General features: G+C 65.7%; 13 protein-coding genes and 2 tRNA genes. 2 read left to right on the top strand and 13 right to left on the bottom strand.

The features are described from left to right. The 7 genes from ACKAE7_RS12995 to ACKAE7_RS13025 all read right to left on the bottom strand — a co-directional run. A partial coding sequence (locus ACKAE7_RS12995) for a dynamin family protein (RefSeq protein WP_408979403.1) occupies positions 1–925 on the bottom strand: 925 nt, incomplete at its 3' end. Positions 926–1038: 113 nt separating this feature from the next. Further along, positions 1039–1114, bottom strand: a tRNA-Glu gene (locus ACKAE7_RS13000). A 138-nt stretch (positions 1115–1252) separates the two neighbouring features. Further along, a tRNA-Gln gene (locus ACKAE7_RS13005) sits at positions 1253–1324 on the bottom strand. A gap of 158 nt (positions 1325–1482) precedes the next feature. Further along, positions 1483–2217 (bottom strand): HAD family hydrolase, encoded by a 735-nt coding sequence (locus tag ACKAE7_RS13010; RefSeq protein WP_408979408.1) that lies wholly within the window; start codon positions 2215–2217, stop codon positions 1483–1485. 13 nt (positions 2218–2230) lie between these two features. After that, on the bottom strand, positions 2231–3745 hold the full coding sequence (gene gltX, locus ACKAE7_RS13015; protein WP_188808567.1) for a glutamate--tRNA ligase: 1515 nt from the start codon (positions 3743–3745) through the stop codon (positions 2231–2233). A 50-nt stretch (positions 3746–3795) separates the two neighbouring features. Further along, complete coding sequence (locus tag ACKAE7_RS13020) at positions 3796–4572, bottom strand: fumarylacetoacetate hydrolase family protein (RefSeq protein ID WP_188808566.1); 777 nt, start codon at positions 4570–4572, stop codon at positions 3796–3798. A 5-nt stretch (positions 4573–4577) separates the two neighbouring features. After that, positions 4578–5414, bottom strand: a complete 837-nt coding sequence (locus ACKAE7_RS13025; protein ID WP_408979404.1) for an MBL fold metallo-hydrolase — start codon at positions 5412–5414, stop codon at positions 4578–4580. Positions 5415–5535: 121 nt separating this feature from the next. Between ACKAE7_RS13025 and ACKAE7_RS13030 the strand changes: the two genes are divergently transcribed. Further along, positions 5536–6129 (top strand): hypothetical protein, encoded by a 594-nt coding sequence (locus tag ACKAE7_RS13030; RefSeq protein ID WP_188808564.1) that lies wholly within the window; start codon positions 5536–5538, stop codon positions 6127–6129. A gap of 147 nt (positions 6130–6276) precedes the next feature. Here the strand turns inward: ACKAE7_RS13030 and ACKAE7_RS13035 are convergent, their stop codons facing one another. The 5 genes from ACKAE7_RS13035 to ACKAE7_RS13055 form a co-directional block, all read right to left on the bottom strand. Next, positions 6277–7389, bottom strand: a complete 1113-nt coding sequence (locus ACKAE7_RS13035; RefSeq protein WP_191034576.1) for a branched-chain amino acid aminotransferase — start codon at positions 7387–7389, stop codon at positions 6277–6279. Positions 7390–7492: 103 nt separating this feature from the next. Beyond that, positions 7493–8545 (bottom strand): 3-isopropylmalate dehydrogenase, encoded by a 1053-nt coding sequence (locus ACKAE7_RS13040; RefSeq protein ID WP_408979405.1) that lies wholly within the window; start codon positions 8543–8545, stop codon positions 7493–7495. Between the two features lie 174 nt (positions 8546–8719). Further along, positions 8720–10279 carry a methionine--tRNA ligase gene (metG, locus tag ACKAE7_RS13045; protein WP_188808561.1) on the bottom strand — a complete coding sequence of 520 codons (1560 nt, stop codon included), beginning with the start codon at positions 10277–10279 and terminating at the stop codon, positions 8720–8722. Positions 10280–10313: 34 nt separating this feature from the next. Further along, the gene (locus ACKAE7_RS13050) at positions 10314–11069 is read right to left on the bottom strand and encodes an ABC transporter ATP-binding protein (RefSeq protein WP_104184854.1); all 756 of its coding nucleotides are present in this window, start codon (positions 11067–11069) and stop codon (positions 10314–10316) included. Further along, entirely contained in the window at positions 11066–13861 is a 2796-nt protein-coding gene (locus ACKAE7_RS13055) for an ABC transporter permease (protein ID WP_408979406.1), read from the bottom strand. The genes ACKAE7_RS13050 and ACKAE7_RS13055 overlap by 4 nt, the downstream gene beginning before the upstream one ends. Here ACKAE7_RS13055 and ACKAE7_RS13060 point away from each other — a divergent pair. Then, on the top strand, positions 13791–13934 hold the full coding sequence (locus ACKAE7_RS13060) for a hypothetical protein (protein WP_188809072.1): 144 nt from the start codon (positions 13791–13793) through the stop codon (positions 13932–13934). The two genes, ACKAE7_RS13055 and ACKAE7_RS13060, sit on opposite strands and share 71 nt — an antisense overlap. A gap of 136 nt (positions 13935–14070) precedes the next feature. Here ACKAE7_RS13060 and serA read toward each other — a convergent pair whose 3' ends face one another. Further along, a complete protein-coding gene (serA, locus tag ACKAE7_RS13065; RefSeq protein WP_188808558.1) occupies positions 14071–15660 on the bottom strand; it encodes a phosphoglycerate dehydrogenase in 1590 nt (529 codons plus the stop codon). Positions 15661–15755 lie beyond the last annotated feature (95 nt).

A 15755-nucleotide genomic window follows, 5' to 3' on the forward strand; every position in this document is an offset into this window, starting at 1 on the left:
CCTGGACAGGGTTCCCCCGGGTGCGGAAGAAGAAGTCAGCGAGGACCTGCGCAGCCTCCTGGACCGGGACGGCCCCGGCGGGCAGCATGCCCATCGGATCCAGGGTGGTCTCCGGAATGACGAACAGCTGCGCCGCGCCGAGGCCTTCCCGGTCCAGGAGGCTGCGCAGGTCCTCGCTGACTTCTTCTTCCGCACCCGGGGGAACCCTGTCCAGGACCACCCCCACCATGATGTCCCGCGAAGCGGCGTTGAGGAGCAGTTTCCAGGGGACGGCGTCGGCGTAACGGTTGGCAGTGGTAACGAAGACCCACAGGTCGGCGGCGGCCAGGAGTTGGGCGGCCAGCTTGCGGTTGTCATCCGAGATGGAATCAACGTCCGGGGCATCCAGGACGGCAACTCCGGCGGGCACTCCAGGGTCTGCCACAAGGACAAGGGAAGACATGGCGGCTGCATCCGGAACCGCTCCTGCCCGGTTTGCCGGCACGGGGCTGTTGGTGACGGACCCACGGATCCTGCTGAGGCTCGGCAGCACGCGCTGGCCCTCGAACCAGTCCGCCTCCGACGGGTGGTGCAGGAGGATGGGCTGGCGGGTGGTGGGACGGATGGCGCCTGCGCGGGTAACCGGGTGCCCCACGATCCCGTTCACGAGGGTTGACTTGCCCGCACCCGTAGAGCCCCCGACGACGGCAAGGAGCGGAGCGTCAAGGCTTCGGTACCGCGGAAGGATGTAGTCATCGAGCTGGGCCACGGCACTGGCTGCCTCACGCCGGGCCTGCTCCGAGCCAGGCAGGGCAAGCGGCAGCTCGGTGGCGGCCAGATCCTCCCGCACCTCTTCCAGCAGCGTGACAGCAGCCAGGGCTCCGGCACTGCCCGTGGGCGTGTGCTGCGCGTGGTTCGGGTGGTCCTGCTCGTTCGGGGAGGTCACAGCAACATCATGCCAGTTCGGGCTCCACACGGCCGCAGTTCCGGCGCGCGTTGCCGGTGGGCTCCAGCACACAACAAAAAATGGCCCCGGGCGTCTGCCCGGGACCATTTTATTGGTGACCCCAGCGGGATTCGAACCCGCGTTACCGCCGTGAGAGGGCGGCGTACTAGGCCGCTATACGATGGGGCCGTGTACTTTACCGTACTTCTGACCGGCGTTTCCGCTGGTCAAGCTCAGTGATTGTTTCACACACTTCGCTTCGGTTTCAAATCGGCGAACCGCCTGAAACCTTCCGTTTTGGGCTCTAAATCAGTGCTCAAACCAGAGCTGGGATACCAGGACTCGAACCTAGAATGACGGTACCAGAAACCGTAGTGTTGCCAATTACACCATATCCCAATGATACTTTCGGGCCGGTTTTCAGGGCTTTTGCCCTGCTCCGTGCGCCTCAGCACGAGAAATTACTTTACCCGAGACTTCGTGCTCGCACAAATCGGCCTCCGGCGTGCCGGGCGGGGACGCGGGCCGGGCTTACGCCCGGCCCGCACGGAGTGCCCTCAGGCGATAAGTTCGCCCAGCGACGACACCATGTTGCCCCGGAATTCCTGCACCTGCTCCCCCGCCCTGTTGAGCCAGACACCCAAGAGGCCGGCCGCCGTCGAGCCCTCCGCGTCCAGTAAGCGGTTGTCACCGACGTAGAGCGTTTCCGCAGGTCCGGTGCCCAGGAGCCGGACACCTTCCAGGTAGATGGACGGATCAGGCTTTGCCACACCCAGGGTGTCCGTCCCCACCAGGCGCCTGACGCGTTCAAGTCCTGCGCCGTCCAGCTTGGCTCGCTGATAGTCGTGGACGTTGTTGCTGACCGCGCCGTAGGGGACGCCTGCCTGGTCCAGCAGGTCCAGCAGCGGCATGACATCCGGGAACGGCTTCACGTAGGCGGGCTGCTTTTCCACGTATGCCGTGAGCCACTGGTGGGATTGCTCACCTTCTTCCAGCTCAACCCCGAAGTGGCCCAGGGCAGCGCGGCCGCGCAGCAGCCGCTGCTCGTTGAACGTCAGTTCCCCGGCCAGGTAGCGGTCGTAATAGTGGGTGGTTTCATGCGTGAAGATGCGCCCGAACCGATCCCAGCCTGCCTGGTCCATGCTCGGCAGGAGGTGTTCACTGACCTCCCGAAGGGCTGTGGTCATCGAAAACTCGAGGTCCACCAGCGTGTCGTCGATGTCGAACAGCACCCCTCGGACTGCCCCGAAGGGCGTGTCCAGGACGCCGCCGGCCGTCCGGGCAGCTGTCATCGCCGCGAGGTCATCAGCCACGGAAGGCCCGGAGCCTGCGGAGGGACGATTCCCTGCCCAGGATCACCATGGACTCGAACAGCGGCGGTGAAATGCGCCGGCCGGAAACAGCGGTGCGCACGGGTCCGAAGGCGAGCCGGGGCTTCAGGCCCAGGTCTTCCACGAGCGCCTGCTTGAGCGCTGCCTGGATCTCTTCGGCAGTCCACTCCTGGACTCTGTCCAGGGCCGCAATAGCTGCGTCCAGTACCTCGTCGAGGTTCTGCGGGAGGCCTTTGCGGGCGTCGTCGGCAACGTCGATGGCGTCGTCGTCCTTGAACAGGAATCCGAGCATGTCCGGTGCCTCACCCAGCAGGGTGATGCGCTCCTGGATCAGCGGCGCGGCTTCGGTAAGGATGTCCTCCTGCCGCGCCGTGAGCTGCTCCCCCACATATCCGGCGGTGCGCAGGTACGGCACCAGCCGCTCCCGGAAGTCCCCGGGTGCAAGCATGCGGATGTGCGTGCCGTTGATGGCTTCGGCTTTCTTGATGTCAAAGCGCGCCGGGTTGGCCAGGACATCGTGGACGTCGAAGTTTTCGATGAGCTGGTCCACGGTGAAGATGTCCTCATCGGCGGAGAGGCTCCAGCCCAGCAGGGACAGGTAGTTCAGGAGGCCCTCGGGAATGAAGCCGCGGTCACGCAACAGGAACAGGTTGGACTGCGGATCACGCTTGGAGAGCTTCTTGTTGCCCTCACCCATGACGTAGGGCAGGTGGCCGAACTCCGGCATGTAGCTGGCAACACCGAGTTCCATGAGTGCACGGATGAGGACAACCTGGCGCGGCGTGGAGGACAGCAGGTCCTCGCCGCGCAGCACGTGGGTGATGCCCATGAGTGCGTCGTCAACCGGGTTCACCAGTGTGTAGAGGGGGGAGCCGTCAGCGCGGACAATGACGTAGTCCGGGATGCTGCCGGCTTTGAACGTGATCTCGCCGCGGACCAGGTCGGTAAAGGTGACGTCCTCATCGGGCATCCGGACCCGCAGCACGGGCTGGCGGCCGTCCGCCTTGAAGGCGGACACCTGTTCGTCTGTCAGCTCACGGTCAAAGTTGTCGTAGCCCAGCTTGGGGTCGCGGCCAGCGGCGCGGTGGCGTGCCTCCACTTCCTCGGGGGACGAGTAGCACTCGTAGGCGTAGCCGCCCTCGATCAGCTTGGCCACCACGTCCTTGTAGAGGTCCAGCCGCTGCGACTGACGGTAGGGCTCGTGGGGGCCGCCCACTTCGACGCCCTCTTCCCACGTAATGCCAAGCCACTTCAGTGCCTCGAGCAGCTGCAGGTAGCTTTCCTCCGAGTCGCGCGCCGCGTCCGTGTCCTCGATGCGGAACACAAACGTGCCCTTGGTGTGCTTGGCATGGGCCCAGTTGAACAGGGCCGTCCGGATCAGCCCGACGTGCGGGGTGCCGGTGGGCGACGGGCAGAACCGGACCCGCACGGGAGTGTCGGCAGAAACGGGGGGCAGGGAGGCAGCATTCGACGCGGAAGCAGTAGTCATAGTGGCTCCAACTTTACCGTCTGCCGCCGAGGGTCCGGGCGGCCCGCGCGTCAGCGGCGGACTATGGGGTTGGACAGGCGGCCAATGCCCTCGATCTCAACCTCAAAGCGGTCACCGGCGCTGACCAGGCCCACTCCGGCCGGCGTTCCGGTCATGATGACGTCGCCGGGCAGCAGGGTGAAGGCCTGGGACACAATGGACACCAGCTCGCGGACGCCCCGGATCATCTGGCTGGTGCTGCCGTCCTGCCGCAGTTCTCCGTTGAGCCGGCCCTGGATCTGCAGGTCCTCGGTATCCAGATCGGTCTCGATCCATGGGCCAAGGGGCGCCGAGGTGTCAAAACCCTTGGCCCGGGTCCACTGCAGGTCGGTCTTCTGGACGTCCCGGGCGGTGAGGTCGTTGCCGCAGGTGTAGCCGAAGATGACATCATCCACGCGGTCCTCGGGCACGTCCTTGCAGATCCGTCCGATTACCACGCACAGTTCCGCTTCAAAGGAGACTTCCTCGGAGAAATCCGGCAGCACCACAGGATCGTTGGGACCCACGACGGCGGTGTTCGGCTTGAGGAACAGGAGCGGCTGGGCGGGGACTTCGTTGCCGAGCTCGTGTGCGTGCTCCACGAAGTTGCGGCCCACGCCGATGACCTTGCTGCGGGGAATGATGGGAGCGAGCAGCCGGACGTCCTCCAGCTTGTGGCGGACGGAGGTACGCTCCACGCCGTTGAAGAAGGGGTCGCCATGGATGACAGTGATTTCCTCACTGCCCGTGTCACCTTCGACGACGCCGTAAAGGGGATCAGAATCAACAACAAACCTGGCAATACGCATGGCTCCTACCCTACCGTCTCGCCGGGCGTGACTCCCCAGGCCCGGCGCTGCCCAGCGTCTCCCCGAAGGTAGTGAAGCTGGGCCGAAACGGACGTTTCGGCCGCGCGCCGCACGGAAGGGTCGACGTCGGCATAGACGACGTCCGCGACGTCACCGGCGGAGGCTTCCGCGCCCAGGCGGGCCAGCGCAGCGCGCACCTGTGCCAGCCGTTCCAGGCGGTGGCTGCGGTAGGCGCGCGAAACGTCAGCCAGGGACGGAAGGGTTGGGCCGTGGGCGGGGAGGACCGCTGTAGACCCAAGTGCCTCGAGCTTGTCCAGCGAGGCAAGGTAGTCGCCCAGGGTTCCGTCAGGGTAGTCGAGCATGGTGGTGCCGCGGCCAAGAATGGTGTCGCCGGAGAGAACCGAACCATGGGGGCCGTCGGCGGGAAGGTGGAAGCAGACCGAATCCGACGTGTGGCCGGGAGTAGCCACCACCCTGACCTCCAGGCCTCCAGCGAGGATTGCCTGGCCGTCTTTCAGGGGAGCGCCGCCGCCGTGGCAGTGGGCTTTGTCTGCCGCCCGCACCGAGGCGCCGGTCAGTTCATGCAGGCGGGCGGAGCCGGCAGTGTGGTCAGCGTGGCGGTGGGTCACGAGGATCAGGTCAACCGGCCCGGCGGCGGCGAGTGCTTGAAGGTGGGCCTCGTCAAGCGGTCCGGGATCAACCACCACGGCGGCCGGGCTGCCGGGTGCCCTCAGGACGTAGGAATTGGTTCCCTCCAGGCTCATCGGGCCGGGATTGGGAGCCAGGACGAACTGTGTCAGGGCGGTGCTGCGCTGCAGAACGGGACGGGAAGCTGGAGTCACCACCCCATCCTTGCACCGACGGCCGGATCGGGGTGTCCTGGCAGCGGAATAGAACGCCGGCCGGACCGGGTTGACCTCCAGTGAACACCACACGATCTTCAGGAAGCCGGAACCAGACACCATGAGCACAACTACCCTTGCAGACCTCCTCGCCTCCGCCGATGCCGCCGGCCACGACCATGCCGCAACGGAGAAGAACAGCGGACTCCAGCACATCCACAATCACGCTACGGGCAGCATTGTCTGGTTTCCCACGTGGAAGAAGTTCCGGGAGACATCCGACTGGCGCGAGGAAGTGGACGCTTTGGCCGGGGACCTCGCATCGGATTCACACCAGGTGGAAGATGTGGCGGCCCGAACTGTCTCCCAGGAGTTGGAGGCACTCCTGGAACGCGCAGCCGCAGCAAGTGATGCGAACATCTTTGTCCAGGAAAACCTGACCCGGCACCTAACCCGGACCTGGGCTGTCGCCGACGCTGCCGCCGAGGCAACAGGGAAGTCCCTGCCCACCGGCAGCACAACGCCTTCAATATTTGCGGACTATCCCTACGACGTATATGCCCAGGACGGCGGAGCCTTCGCGACGGCACTGTGGAACGACATCATTGATGCCCGCCGCAACCAGGCCATCGCCGAAGAAGCGGCGCGGAAGGCACTCAAGCCGGTGTCCCGCAAGGCGCTGAAGAACGCCGCCCGGAAGGCCGCCCGGCGCTGAGTGCCGCCGTCGGGTCCTAAGGGTGTTCGCGAAACCGGACCTTCAAGGCCAGGTTTCGCGGACAAGGCCGGGATCGGTTCGACGCACAAACGGCGTCTGCCGGACCCAAGTCCGGCAGGCGCCGTCGTATGTTCGAAAACTGGCAGGCTAGGCCAGGCGGGTCAGCCAGCCGTGCGTGTCCGGCACGGTGCCGGTCTGGATGCCGAGCAGCTGCTCGCGGATGGCCATGGTGGTCTCCCCTGCCTTGGCGTCCTCGGAGCCGATGAACTCGGTGGCGTCCTTGAGGACTCCGATCGGCGTGATCACAGCTGCCGTGCCGCAGGCGAACACCTCGGCAATGTCACCGGAGGCAACACCGTCGCGCCATTCATCGAGGGTGATCTTGCGCTCGGTGACCTCGCGGCCCATGTCCTTGGCCACCTGGATGACGGACATCCTTGTGATGCCTTCGAGAATGGTGCCGGTCAGCGCCGGGGTGACCAGCGAGCCGTCCCTCATCACGAAAAAAACGTTCATGCCGCCCAGTTCCTCGACTGCGTTGTCGTTGAACTGGTCGAGAAAGAGGACCTGCTTGCAGCCGTTGGCTTCAGCCTCCTGCTGCGCGATCAGCGACGCCGCGTAGTTGCCGCCGCACTTCGCATCGCCGGTTCCGCCACGGCCCGCGCGGGCGTACTCCCGTGAAATCCAGATGGACACGGGCTTCAGTTCGCCGCCGAAGTAGTTGCCGGCCGGTGAGGCAATCACCCGGAAGGAGACCTCCCGTGCGGCGCGGACACCCAGGAAGGCCTCGGTGGCGATCATGAACGGCCGCAGGTACAGCGCCTCACCTTCGCCGGCGGGGACCCATTCCTTGTCAATGGCCACCAGTTCACGGATTGCCCCGAGGAAGTACTCGGCCGGCAGTTCGGGAAGGGCGAGCCTGCGGGCGGACTTGTTCAGCCGTGCCGCGTTCGCTTCAGGACGGAAGGTCCAGATGGAGCCGTCCGCGTGGCGGTACGCCTTGAGCCCTTCGAAGATCTCCTGGCCGTAGTGGAAGACGGCAGCCGACGGGTCCAGGACAATGGGCCCGTACGCCTCGATCCGGGCATTGTGCCAGCCGCCGTTGCCGTTCTCGTCCACGCTGTAGTCCACGATGGCGGTGTGGTCGGTGAAGTGGTTGCCGAAGCCCGGGTTGGCCAGGATGGCTGCACGCTCTTCAGCAGACTTCGGGTTGGCCGAGGGCTGCTGGCTGAATTCGACGCCATGGGCAGTCTGAGTCATGGTTCCTCCACGATCGGCCGCCCCGGGTTCAGCACTGAACGGCAAGGCGGCATTTGGTGATTCGAGACAAGCTTACGCCCGATGCCTGCGGCCCCGGCGCGGGTTAGAGTCCGGCTGCGATAGCGTCGCCCACGGCACTCGTGCTGCGGGCACCGCCGTCGCGCTTTTCGACGTCGGCAACCACTGCCGCTTCGATCTTCCGGGCCGCAGCGGCGTAGCCGAGGTGGTCCAGCAGGAGGGCGGCGGACAGGATCGCAGCCGTGGGGTCGGCCTTGCCCTGGCCGGCGATGTCCGGGGCGGAACCGTGGACCGGCTCGAACATGGACGGCGCCGTGCGGTCCATGTTGATGTTGCCTGACGCGGCCAGTCCGATGCCGCCTGTCACGGCGGCGGCGAGGTCCGTGAGGATGTCGCCGAAGAGGTTGTCCGTGACGATCACGTCGAAGCGTGACGGATCCGTCACCATGAAGATGGTGGCTGCGTCCACGTGCAGGTAATCGTGGGTGACCTCCGGGAACTCGGTGGCCACTGCCTCAACCGTGCGCTTCCACAGGTGCCCTGCGAAGACCAGGACGTTGTGCTTGTGGACCAGGGTGAGGTGCTTGCGCTCCCGGGCGCTTGCGCGGCGGAAGGCGTCCCGGACAACACGCTCCACACCGTGCGCGGTATTCAGCGAGACTTCGGTGGCAACCTCGTGGGGAGTGCCCGCACGGAGCGTGCCACCGTTGCCGACGTAGGGGCCTTCGGTACCCTCGCGGACCACGATGAAGTCGATGATGCCGGGGTTGGCCAGAGGGCTGCCCACCGTGCCGTACAGCTTGGACGGACGCAGGTTGACGTAGTGGTCCAGGCTGAAGCGGAGCTTGAGCAGCATCTCGCGTTCGATGATCCCCGACGGGATCCGCGTGTCGCCGGGGGCCGCGCCGACTGCGCCGAACAGGATGGCATCCCGCGTGCGGAGGTCCGCGAGGACTTCGTCGGGCAGGGTCTCCCCCGTGGCCAGCCAGTGTTCAGCGCCGAGCCTGTAGTGCGTCTGCTTGAGCTCGACGCCCTCCGCCGCCACGGCCTTCTCGAGGACCTTGACTGCCTCGGCAATCACTTCGGGGCCGATGCCGTCGCCGGGGATAACTGCAAGATCGATGGAGGATGCGCTCATGGATTCAGGTTAGCCAAGTTATCCATATGCTGGTCAAGCCGTCTCACAATTCGAACACCCCCAGGGACGCTCTCTCACTTCCTGCAGGAAAACAACCAACGCTCTCTCACCGCCTGTCCAGCGGTGAGAGAGCGTTGGGCCACAACGTGCAGGAAGTGAGAGAGCGTGGCCGGGTCAGGCCCCGGCCGGCTCCTCGTACTTGGGGAAGACGGGAGACGGAGCGGGCAGCTCGGTTCCGGCCGCAATCCGGGTTGGGATCGCTGCGAACTGCCGGGCTTCCCCCTCGGGCTGGCCGAGGGTTGCCAGCAGTGCACCGGTTGCCCGGGGCATGACCGGCTGTGCCAGGATGGCCACGATCCGCAGCACCTCAAGGGTCACGTACAGCACGGTGTTCATGCGTTCGACGTCGGTCTTCCGCAGCACCCACGGCGCCTGCTCCGCGAAGTAGGCGTTCGTGTCCCCCAGGACACCCCAGATCGCCTCGAGGGCGCGGCTGAACTCCTGCTTCTCAAACGCTGCCCGGGCTGCGGCAAGGAGGGCGTCGGCCTGGGCCAGGATGGCAGTGTCCGCGGCAGTGAACTCCCCCGGGACGGGAACGCGCCCGCCGCAGTTCTTGGCCACCATGGACAGCGAACGCTGGGCCAGGTTTCCAAAATTGTTGGCCAGGTCCGAGTTCATCCGCCCAACGATGGCGTCGTGGTTGTAGCTGCCGTCCGCACCGAAGGGCACTTCCCGGAGGAAGAAGAAGCGCACCTGGTCCAGTCCGTACTGCGCCACGAAGTCCGCCGGAGCAACCACGTTGCCCAGCGACTTGGACATCTTCACGCCGTTGTTGTGCAGGAAGCCGTGGATCATCACCCGCTTGGGCAGCTCAAGGCCGGCGCTCATGAGGAAGGCGGGCCAGTAGATCGCGTGGAAACGGGAGATGTCCTTGCCGATGATGTGGACGTCAGCAGGCCAGTATCTCCGGAATTTATCCGAGTCGACGTCCGGGTACCCCACGCCGGTGAGGTAGTTGGTCAGGGCATCCACCCACACGTACATGACGTGCTTGTCGTTGCCCGGGACCGGGACGCCCCAGTCGAAGGTGGTGCGGCTGATGGACAGGTCCTCCAGGCCGCGCTTGACGAAACTGATGACTTCATTGAAGCGGTATTGCGGCGCGCCGAATTCCGGGTGGGCCTCATACAGGGCAAGGAGCTTGTCCTGGTAGGCCGAAAGCCGGAAGAAGTAGCTCTCCTCAGCCGTCCACGTCACCTCGGTGTCCGTTTCCTTGGAGTAGCGCACGCCGTCGTCCTTGACCACGGTGTCGTCCTCGCCGTAATAGGCCTCGTCCCGGACGGAGTACCAGCCCTCGTACTTGGACAGGTAGATATCGCCGTTGGCCTCCATCTTTTTCCAGATGGCCTGCGAGGCGGCGTAGTGGTCCTCGTCGGTGGTGCGGATGAAGCGGTCGTAGGTGATCCCCAGGGCGGCGTGGGCCGCCTGGTAGATGTCCGCATTCCGGTCCACCAGCTCCTTGGGAGTGATGCCTTCCTTTTCGGCAGCCTGGGCGATCTTCATCCCGTGCTCGTCCGTGCCGGTCAGGAACATCACGTCAAAGCCGTCCAGCCGCTTGAAGCGCGCCATCGCATCGGTGGCAATGTACTCGTAGGCGTGGCCGATGTGCGGCACACCGTTGGGGTAGGTGATGGCCGTGGTGATGTAGAACGGCGTTTTCTCTGAAGCAGTCACGTGGAGGACGTTACCTTCGGTGGGGAGGGACGGGCTAGATGAGTTCGGTCAGGGTATCGCTGAGCCGGACAAGTTCGTGGTCATGCGAGGCCACCAGAACGGCGATTCCGTCGGACGTTGTGTCCTTCAGGATGCTGATGATTCGGTTGGCGGAGGCGCGGTCAAGGCTGGCGGTGGGCTCATCCACCACCAGGACCCGGGTGCCCAGGATCAGAGCCCGGGCGATGGCCACGCGCTGGCGTTCACCGCCGGACAGCTGGGCGGGACGGTGCCGCATGCGCCGGCCCAGGCCAACAAGGTCCAGCAGGTCCTTGGCCATGTCCCGCCGCTGGTCCACTTCACCGTCAGGAACGGCCGGGAGGAGCACGTTCTCCAGGGCGCTCATTCCGTCGATCAGGGCGCCGCCCTGGTCAACGTAACCGATCAGCGCACGACGACGGTCCGCGATTTCGTCGTCGCCCATACTTTCGAGCGAATCGCCTTCCCAGAAGACGCGGCCCGACGTCGGCAGGGTCAGTCCGGCGCCGACGGTCAGGATGCTGGTCTTGCCGGAACCGCTGCGGCCGGCAACACAGTGCATCTCACCGGCGTGCAGGGTCAGGTCGAAGCCTTCCACCACGCTGACGGCTTCGGCGCCGCCCTTGCCGCCGCCATAGCGGATGGTGATGTCGCTCAGTTCCAGCGGCGTGGCGTGGTCGGCAGCCTTGACGATGGTGTTGGCCCGGGTCTGCAGGGGGACCTCACCGGAGCCGGACCGGCGGCTCCGCTGGACGTTGGTCGGGTTTGTCATTGGACCACTTTCGTTGCAATCGGTATCCAGCAAAGTACAGCCACGAGGCCGGCCACGCCCGCCCACAGCGCGGCGTAGGGTGCCAGCAGCAGGCCGATGCCCAGGGCGCCCAAAACGCCCAGGGGCAGGGCCACGGTTCCCACCAGCGCGTTCTCGAACAGCCGGACCTGGCGGAGCATGTCCGGGTTCCAGCCCATAGCCTCGAGGATGCCAAGGTACTGGCGCTTGGCATTGAGTTCAAACCGCCCGGTGACCAGGGTCAGCACCAGCCCTACCGCAACTCCGGCGAGGGCCAGGAGGATGCTCGGAAAGGCAACGCTGGCCGCGGCCAAACCGCTCAGTGCGCTGGCGCCGGCAGCGCGGGGGATGTCGATGAGCAGGGCGGCCAGGCCGCCTGCTGCAGCCCCGAACACTCCCACGGCTACGGCCAGGGACAGGGTGTTGAATTTGTTGGTGCTCAGCTGGCGGTTGGCGAAGGTCAGCGGTGAGTCCACCGGAATCAGCCGTTCGTCGTGCTGCGGTTCCTGGTCGATCTCGTCACGGTGGCGCAGCTGCTGTGCGGCGAAGAACGCCGCCGCAGCGTACAGCACCAGGACAGACGCGGACACCAGGGCGGTGGAAAGGCTCCAGCTGGCCAGGCTCAGAACGATCCCGGCCACGGCCAGCAGGACCGCGCCGACGCCGAATTCCTCCAGTACCCAGCGGCGGATCCGGCCCTGGGTCCAACCCATGGCACGCAGGGTTCCGGCTTCGCTCTTGCGCTTGCGGATGTAGCTCACCGTGGATGCGCCGGTCAGGAGGGCTGCGCCGCAGAGCGTCAGGAAGAGCAGGGTGATGTTGGTGCCGGACAGCGACCCGGTCACGGCCTCCGCGGCGTTTTGCCGGACCCAGGACTGCTTGACGGTCCCCAGGGCGGATTCCTTGCCGGCGTCGTCCTTGCTGTAGCCCGGAACGAAGATGCTGGCATCCTCCCGCGCGGAACCGGCCACGATGGTGGCCTCCAGGCCCATCCCGCGGATCTCCCCGGCCAGCTGTTCGACGTCGGGCTGCGCTTCCTTCCAGCTGCCGGGCGCCGTTGCACGGACCCGGACGGCGTCGATGACGCTGGCATTCTCCGTGTAGCCGCGGGCAGCAGCAAGGCCGTAATAGTCGGTGATGGCGCCTGCGGACTGGCTGGCGAGCCCGGTGGCGCTCAGGGAGGGTTCAAGTTCCGTGGCGGGCACTTCGTTGCCCGCAGCGTCCTTGACCAGCGTGAAGGGGGTGGGGTCGTAGCCGCCCAGAGGCAGCTTGTTGACGTCCCCAGCGGCGGCGGAAACAGCCGAGGGATCGAACGTACCGTAGACCATGGCGAGCGGGGCGGCCGCCTGCTCCCCTGTTTCCAGGTTTTCCCGGTAGGAGCGCTCATCCACGGGCTCGCGCTGGGTCTGGTCAACGGGCATGCCGTTGGCGCTCTTTTCGGGAAGCCGGTTGACGGTGACCCATTCGCCGGGCACTGCCGTCTTTGCCTCGGCACCGTTGGCGGCTGCTTCGCCGTCGGTGTACTTGGGCGCCGCGGCAAAGTCGGTGCTCCAGGTGGCGGGAGTGTAGAGGCCCTGGTTGAAGTTGCCGCTGCTGCCGAGCAGTGAGGAGTGGTCCGTGGAACCCGGCCAGGACAGGACGAAGGGGTCCTTCGAAACGAAAGGCAGGTAGTCCTTGTCCAGGGAACGGGAGACGGTGCCGACGTTTTTGACGACCCTGCCGGCGTCGTCAATCTCTTCGATCTTGACGTTGTACTTCAGGTCCAGGGACGTCCCGGACCTGACGATCAGGGGAATGGCCTGGGAATCGTCAGTCAGCTGCCCGTTCCGCTTGGCCTGCTGGTACTGGGTCATCAGCGGCGCCCAGTACTTGAGCTTGACGCCGAGGAAATCCGGCCCTTCCTCCAACTCGTCCAGGCTGATGCCGTTGGTGAACAGTCCCTCGAGGTACCGTCCCACCGCCCCGGCGTCGCGCGCGTCGCCCGGTGGCGCCTTTTCCAGCGGTGACAGGAAGTCGCCGGCGGAACCCAGGAGGGCGCGTTCGGCAGCCGGATCGACGGCGACCACGGACTCCGTTATTTCGGGGGCCATGGGCAGTGACACGGAAAGGTTGAAGAGGTTGTGTTCGGAGCCCCCGGCCGGGGCGGGAAACTTGATCCCGGTTTCGTCCCCGGGCGCTGCGATGCGGATGCTGCTGCCGCCGGCAGTCTGCTCCTCCACGAGCCTGGCCTTGCCAAGGGTGCCTTCGGCAGTGGATTTGAACAGGGTCTGTTCGGAGACGCCGTCGGAGCTGACTGCACTGGCCGTCAGGCGGTACTTCCTGGTTTCATCGCCCAGGACCGATTCGGCAGCGGGCCACTGGTCCGGGGCGGTTGCCCCGGCGGCCTGATCCGCGGTCGCGGTGCCGGCCAGCCCGGCGTTGTAGCCGAGGTAGTCCATGGCATCGAGGCGTGGGGATTCAAGGTTCTGGGTCACGCGGGAGACGAGGCTGATCGGGGCCGCCACGGAGGTGCCGGAGAGCTTCCTGATGGCCTCCAGCTGCTCGAAGCTGATGCCGCCGGAGCCGTTGGCGATCTCGGGCTGCATGAGCGAGCCGGAGGAGGCCTTGGCCTGGACCAGGACGTCGTAGAGGCCGCGTGAATTTTCATCCACGGTCCTGTTCAGCGCGGCCTGGGACTGGCTTTGGACAAGGACCGACAAGCACATGGCTGCGATCAAGATGGCCGCGGTCAACAGCAGCACTTTGCTTCTGATGAACCTCTGGACGGCGTTCATGGAACTCCCTGAAACCTGGATTGCGTGCGCACATACGCGCCCCGCCCATGTGGACATGGACGGGGACGGATGAGCAAAAGATATTGGCCGGCCTGCCGGCCCGGTCCCGAACCAGGACCCAGCCATTGTAAGCAGACCGGCCAATCATACGTGGCCGTGCCGGGACTCGCCGCGGGCGGCCGGCGGTGCGGTGTTTCCCGGGGTGCGGGTTAGTCCTCCAGGTCCACTTCACGCACCATCTCGGCGCCGATGCCGGCCTTGATGGCGTCCAGGACCTGCTGGGGTACGGAGCTGTCGATGGTCAGCAGGGCAAGCACCTGGCCGCCTTCGTCAGAGCGTGCCACCTGCATGCCGGCGATGTTGATGTTGTTCATGCCCAGGATGTGGCCGATGGTTCCGATGACGCCGGGACGGTCCGTGTAGGCCACCACCACGAGGTGCTCGCTGATGGGGATTTCAACCTCGAAGCCGTTGATGCCCACGAGCTTCTGGATCTGCTTGGGTCCGGTCAGGGTGCCGGCCACGGAGATCTGGGTGCCGTCACTCAGGGCGCCACGGAGGGTGAGGACGTTGCGGTATGACTCGGTTTCGGGTGTGGTGATCAGGCGGACGTTGATGCCCCGCTGCTCGGCGATGACCGGAGCGTTGACGTAGGAGACCTGCTCGGTCACGACGTCCGCGAAGATGCCCTTGAGGGCGGCCAGTTCCAGGACCTTGACGTCGAGGGACGAGATCTCGCCGGCCACTTCGACGTCGAACTGGGTCAGGGAGGCGTGCGTCAGAGCGGTGAAGATCCGGCCCAGCTTTTCGATCAGGGGGATGCCGGGACGGACGTCGGGGGCGATGACGCCGCCTGCCACGTTCACGGCGTCGGGCACCAGTTCGCCGGCGAGGGCGAGCCGGACCGATTTGGCGACCGACACGCCGGCCTTTTCCTGCGCTTCATCGGTGGAGGCGCCCAGGTGCGGGGTGACCACCACGTTGTCCAGCTTGAAGAACGGCAGGTCGGTGCTGGGTTCCTTGGAGAAGACGTCCACGCCGGCGCCGGCGATTTCGCCGTCCTGCAGGGCCGTGAAGAGTGCTTCCTCGTCCACCAGTCCGCCGCGGGCGACGTTGACGACGTAAGCGGTGCTCTTCATCTTCTTGAAGGCGTCAGCGCCCAGCATGCCCACCGTTTCCGGCGTCTTGGGCATATGGATGGTGATGAAGTCCGCCTGTGCCAGGAGTTCGTCCAGGGTCACCAGCTGCACGCCGAGCTGAGCCGCGCGGGCTGAGGTGATGTAGGGGTCGTACGCAAGGATCTTGGTGTCAAAGCCCTTCAGCCGGGCGGCCACAAGCGCGCCGATCCGGCCCAGACCGATGATGCCGACCTTCTTTTCGAAGAGTTCGATGCCCGTGTACTTGGAGCGCTTCCACTCGCCGTCCTTCAGGGCTGCGCTTGCCTGGGGAATGTGGCGGGCCAGGCTGAGGATGTGGCCAACGGTGAGTTCAGCTGCCGAAACGATGTTCGAGGTGGGCGCGTTGACCACCATGACGCCGGCCTGGGTGGCTGCCTTGATGTCCACGTTGTCCAGGCCTACTCCCGCGCGGGCGATGACCTTGAGGTTCTTCGCAGCGGCGATCGCCTCGGCGTCCACCTGCGTGGCCGATCGGACCAGGATCGCGTCAACGTCGCCGATGGCGGAGAGCAGCTGGGAACGGTCGGCGCCGTCGGTCTGGCGGATCTCGAAGTCCGGGCCCAGGGCCTCGACGGTAGCGGGGGAAAGTTCTTCGGCGAGCAGTACTACGGGTTTTGACACGGCTGATCCTCTGCGTTGCAGTCCGGGGGATAAAACAAGTCTAGGCCGACGGAAAGGCCGGGCTCACATTGTTAAGTGTGAACCCGGCCTCACAG

The organism is Pseudarthrobacter sp. NKDBFgelt, assembly GCF_046097905.1.
GTDB lineage: Bacteria > Actinomycetota > Actinomycetes > Actinomycetales > Micrococcaceae > Arthrobacter > Arthrobacter polychromogenes.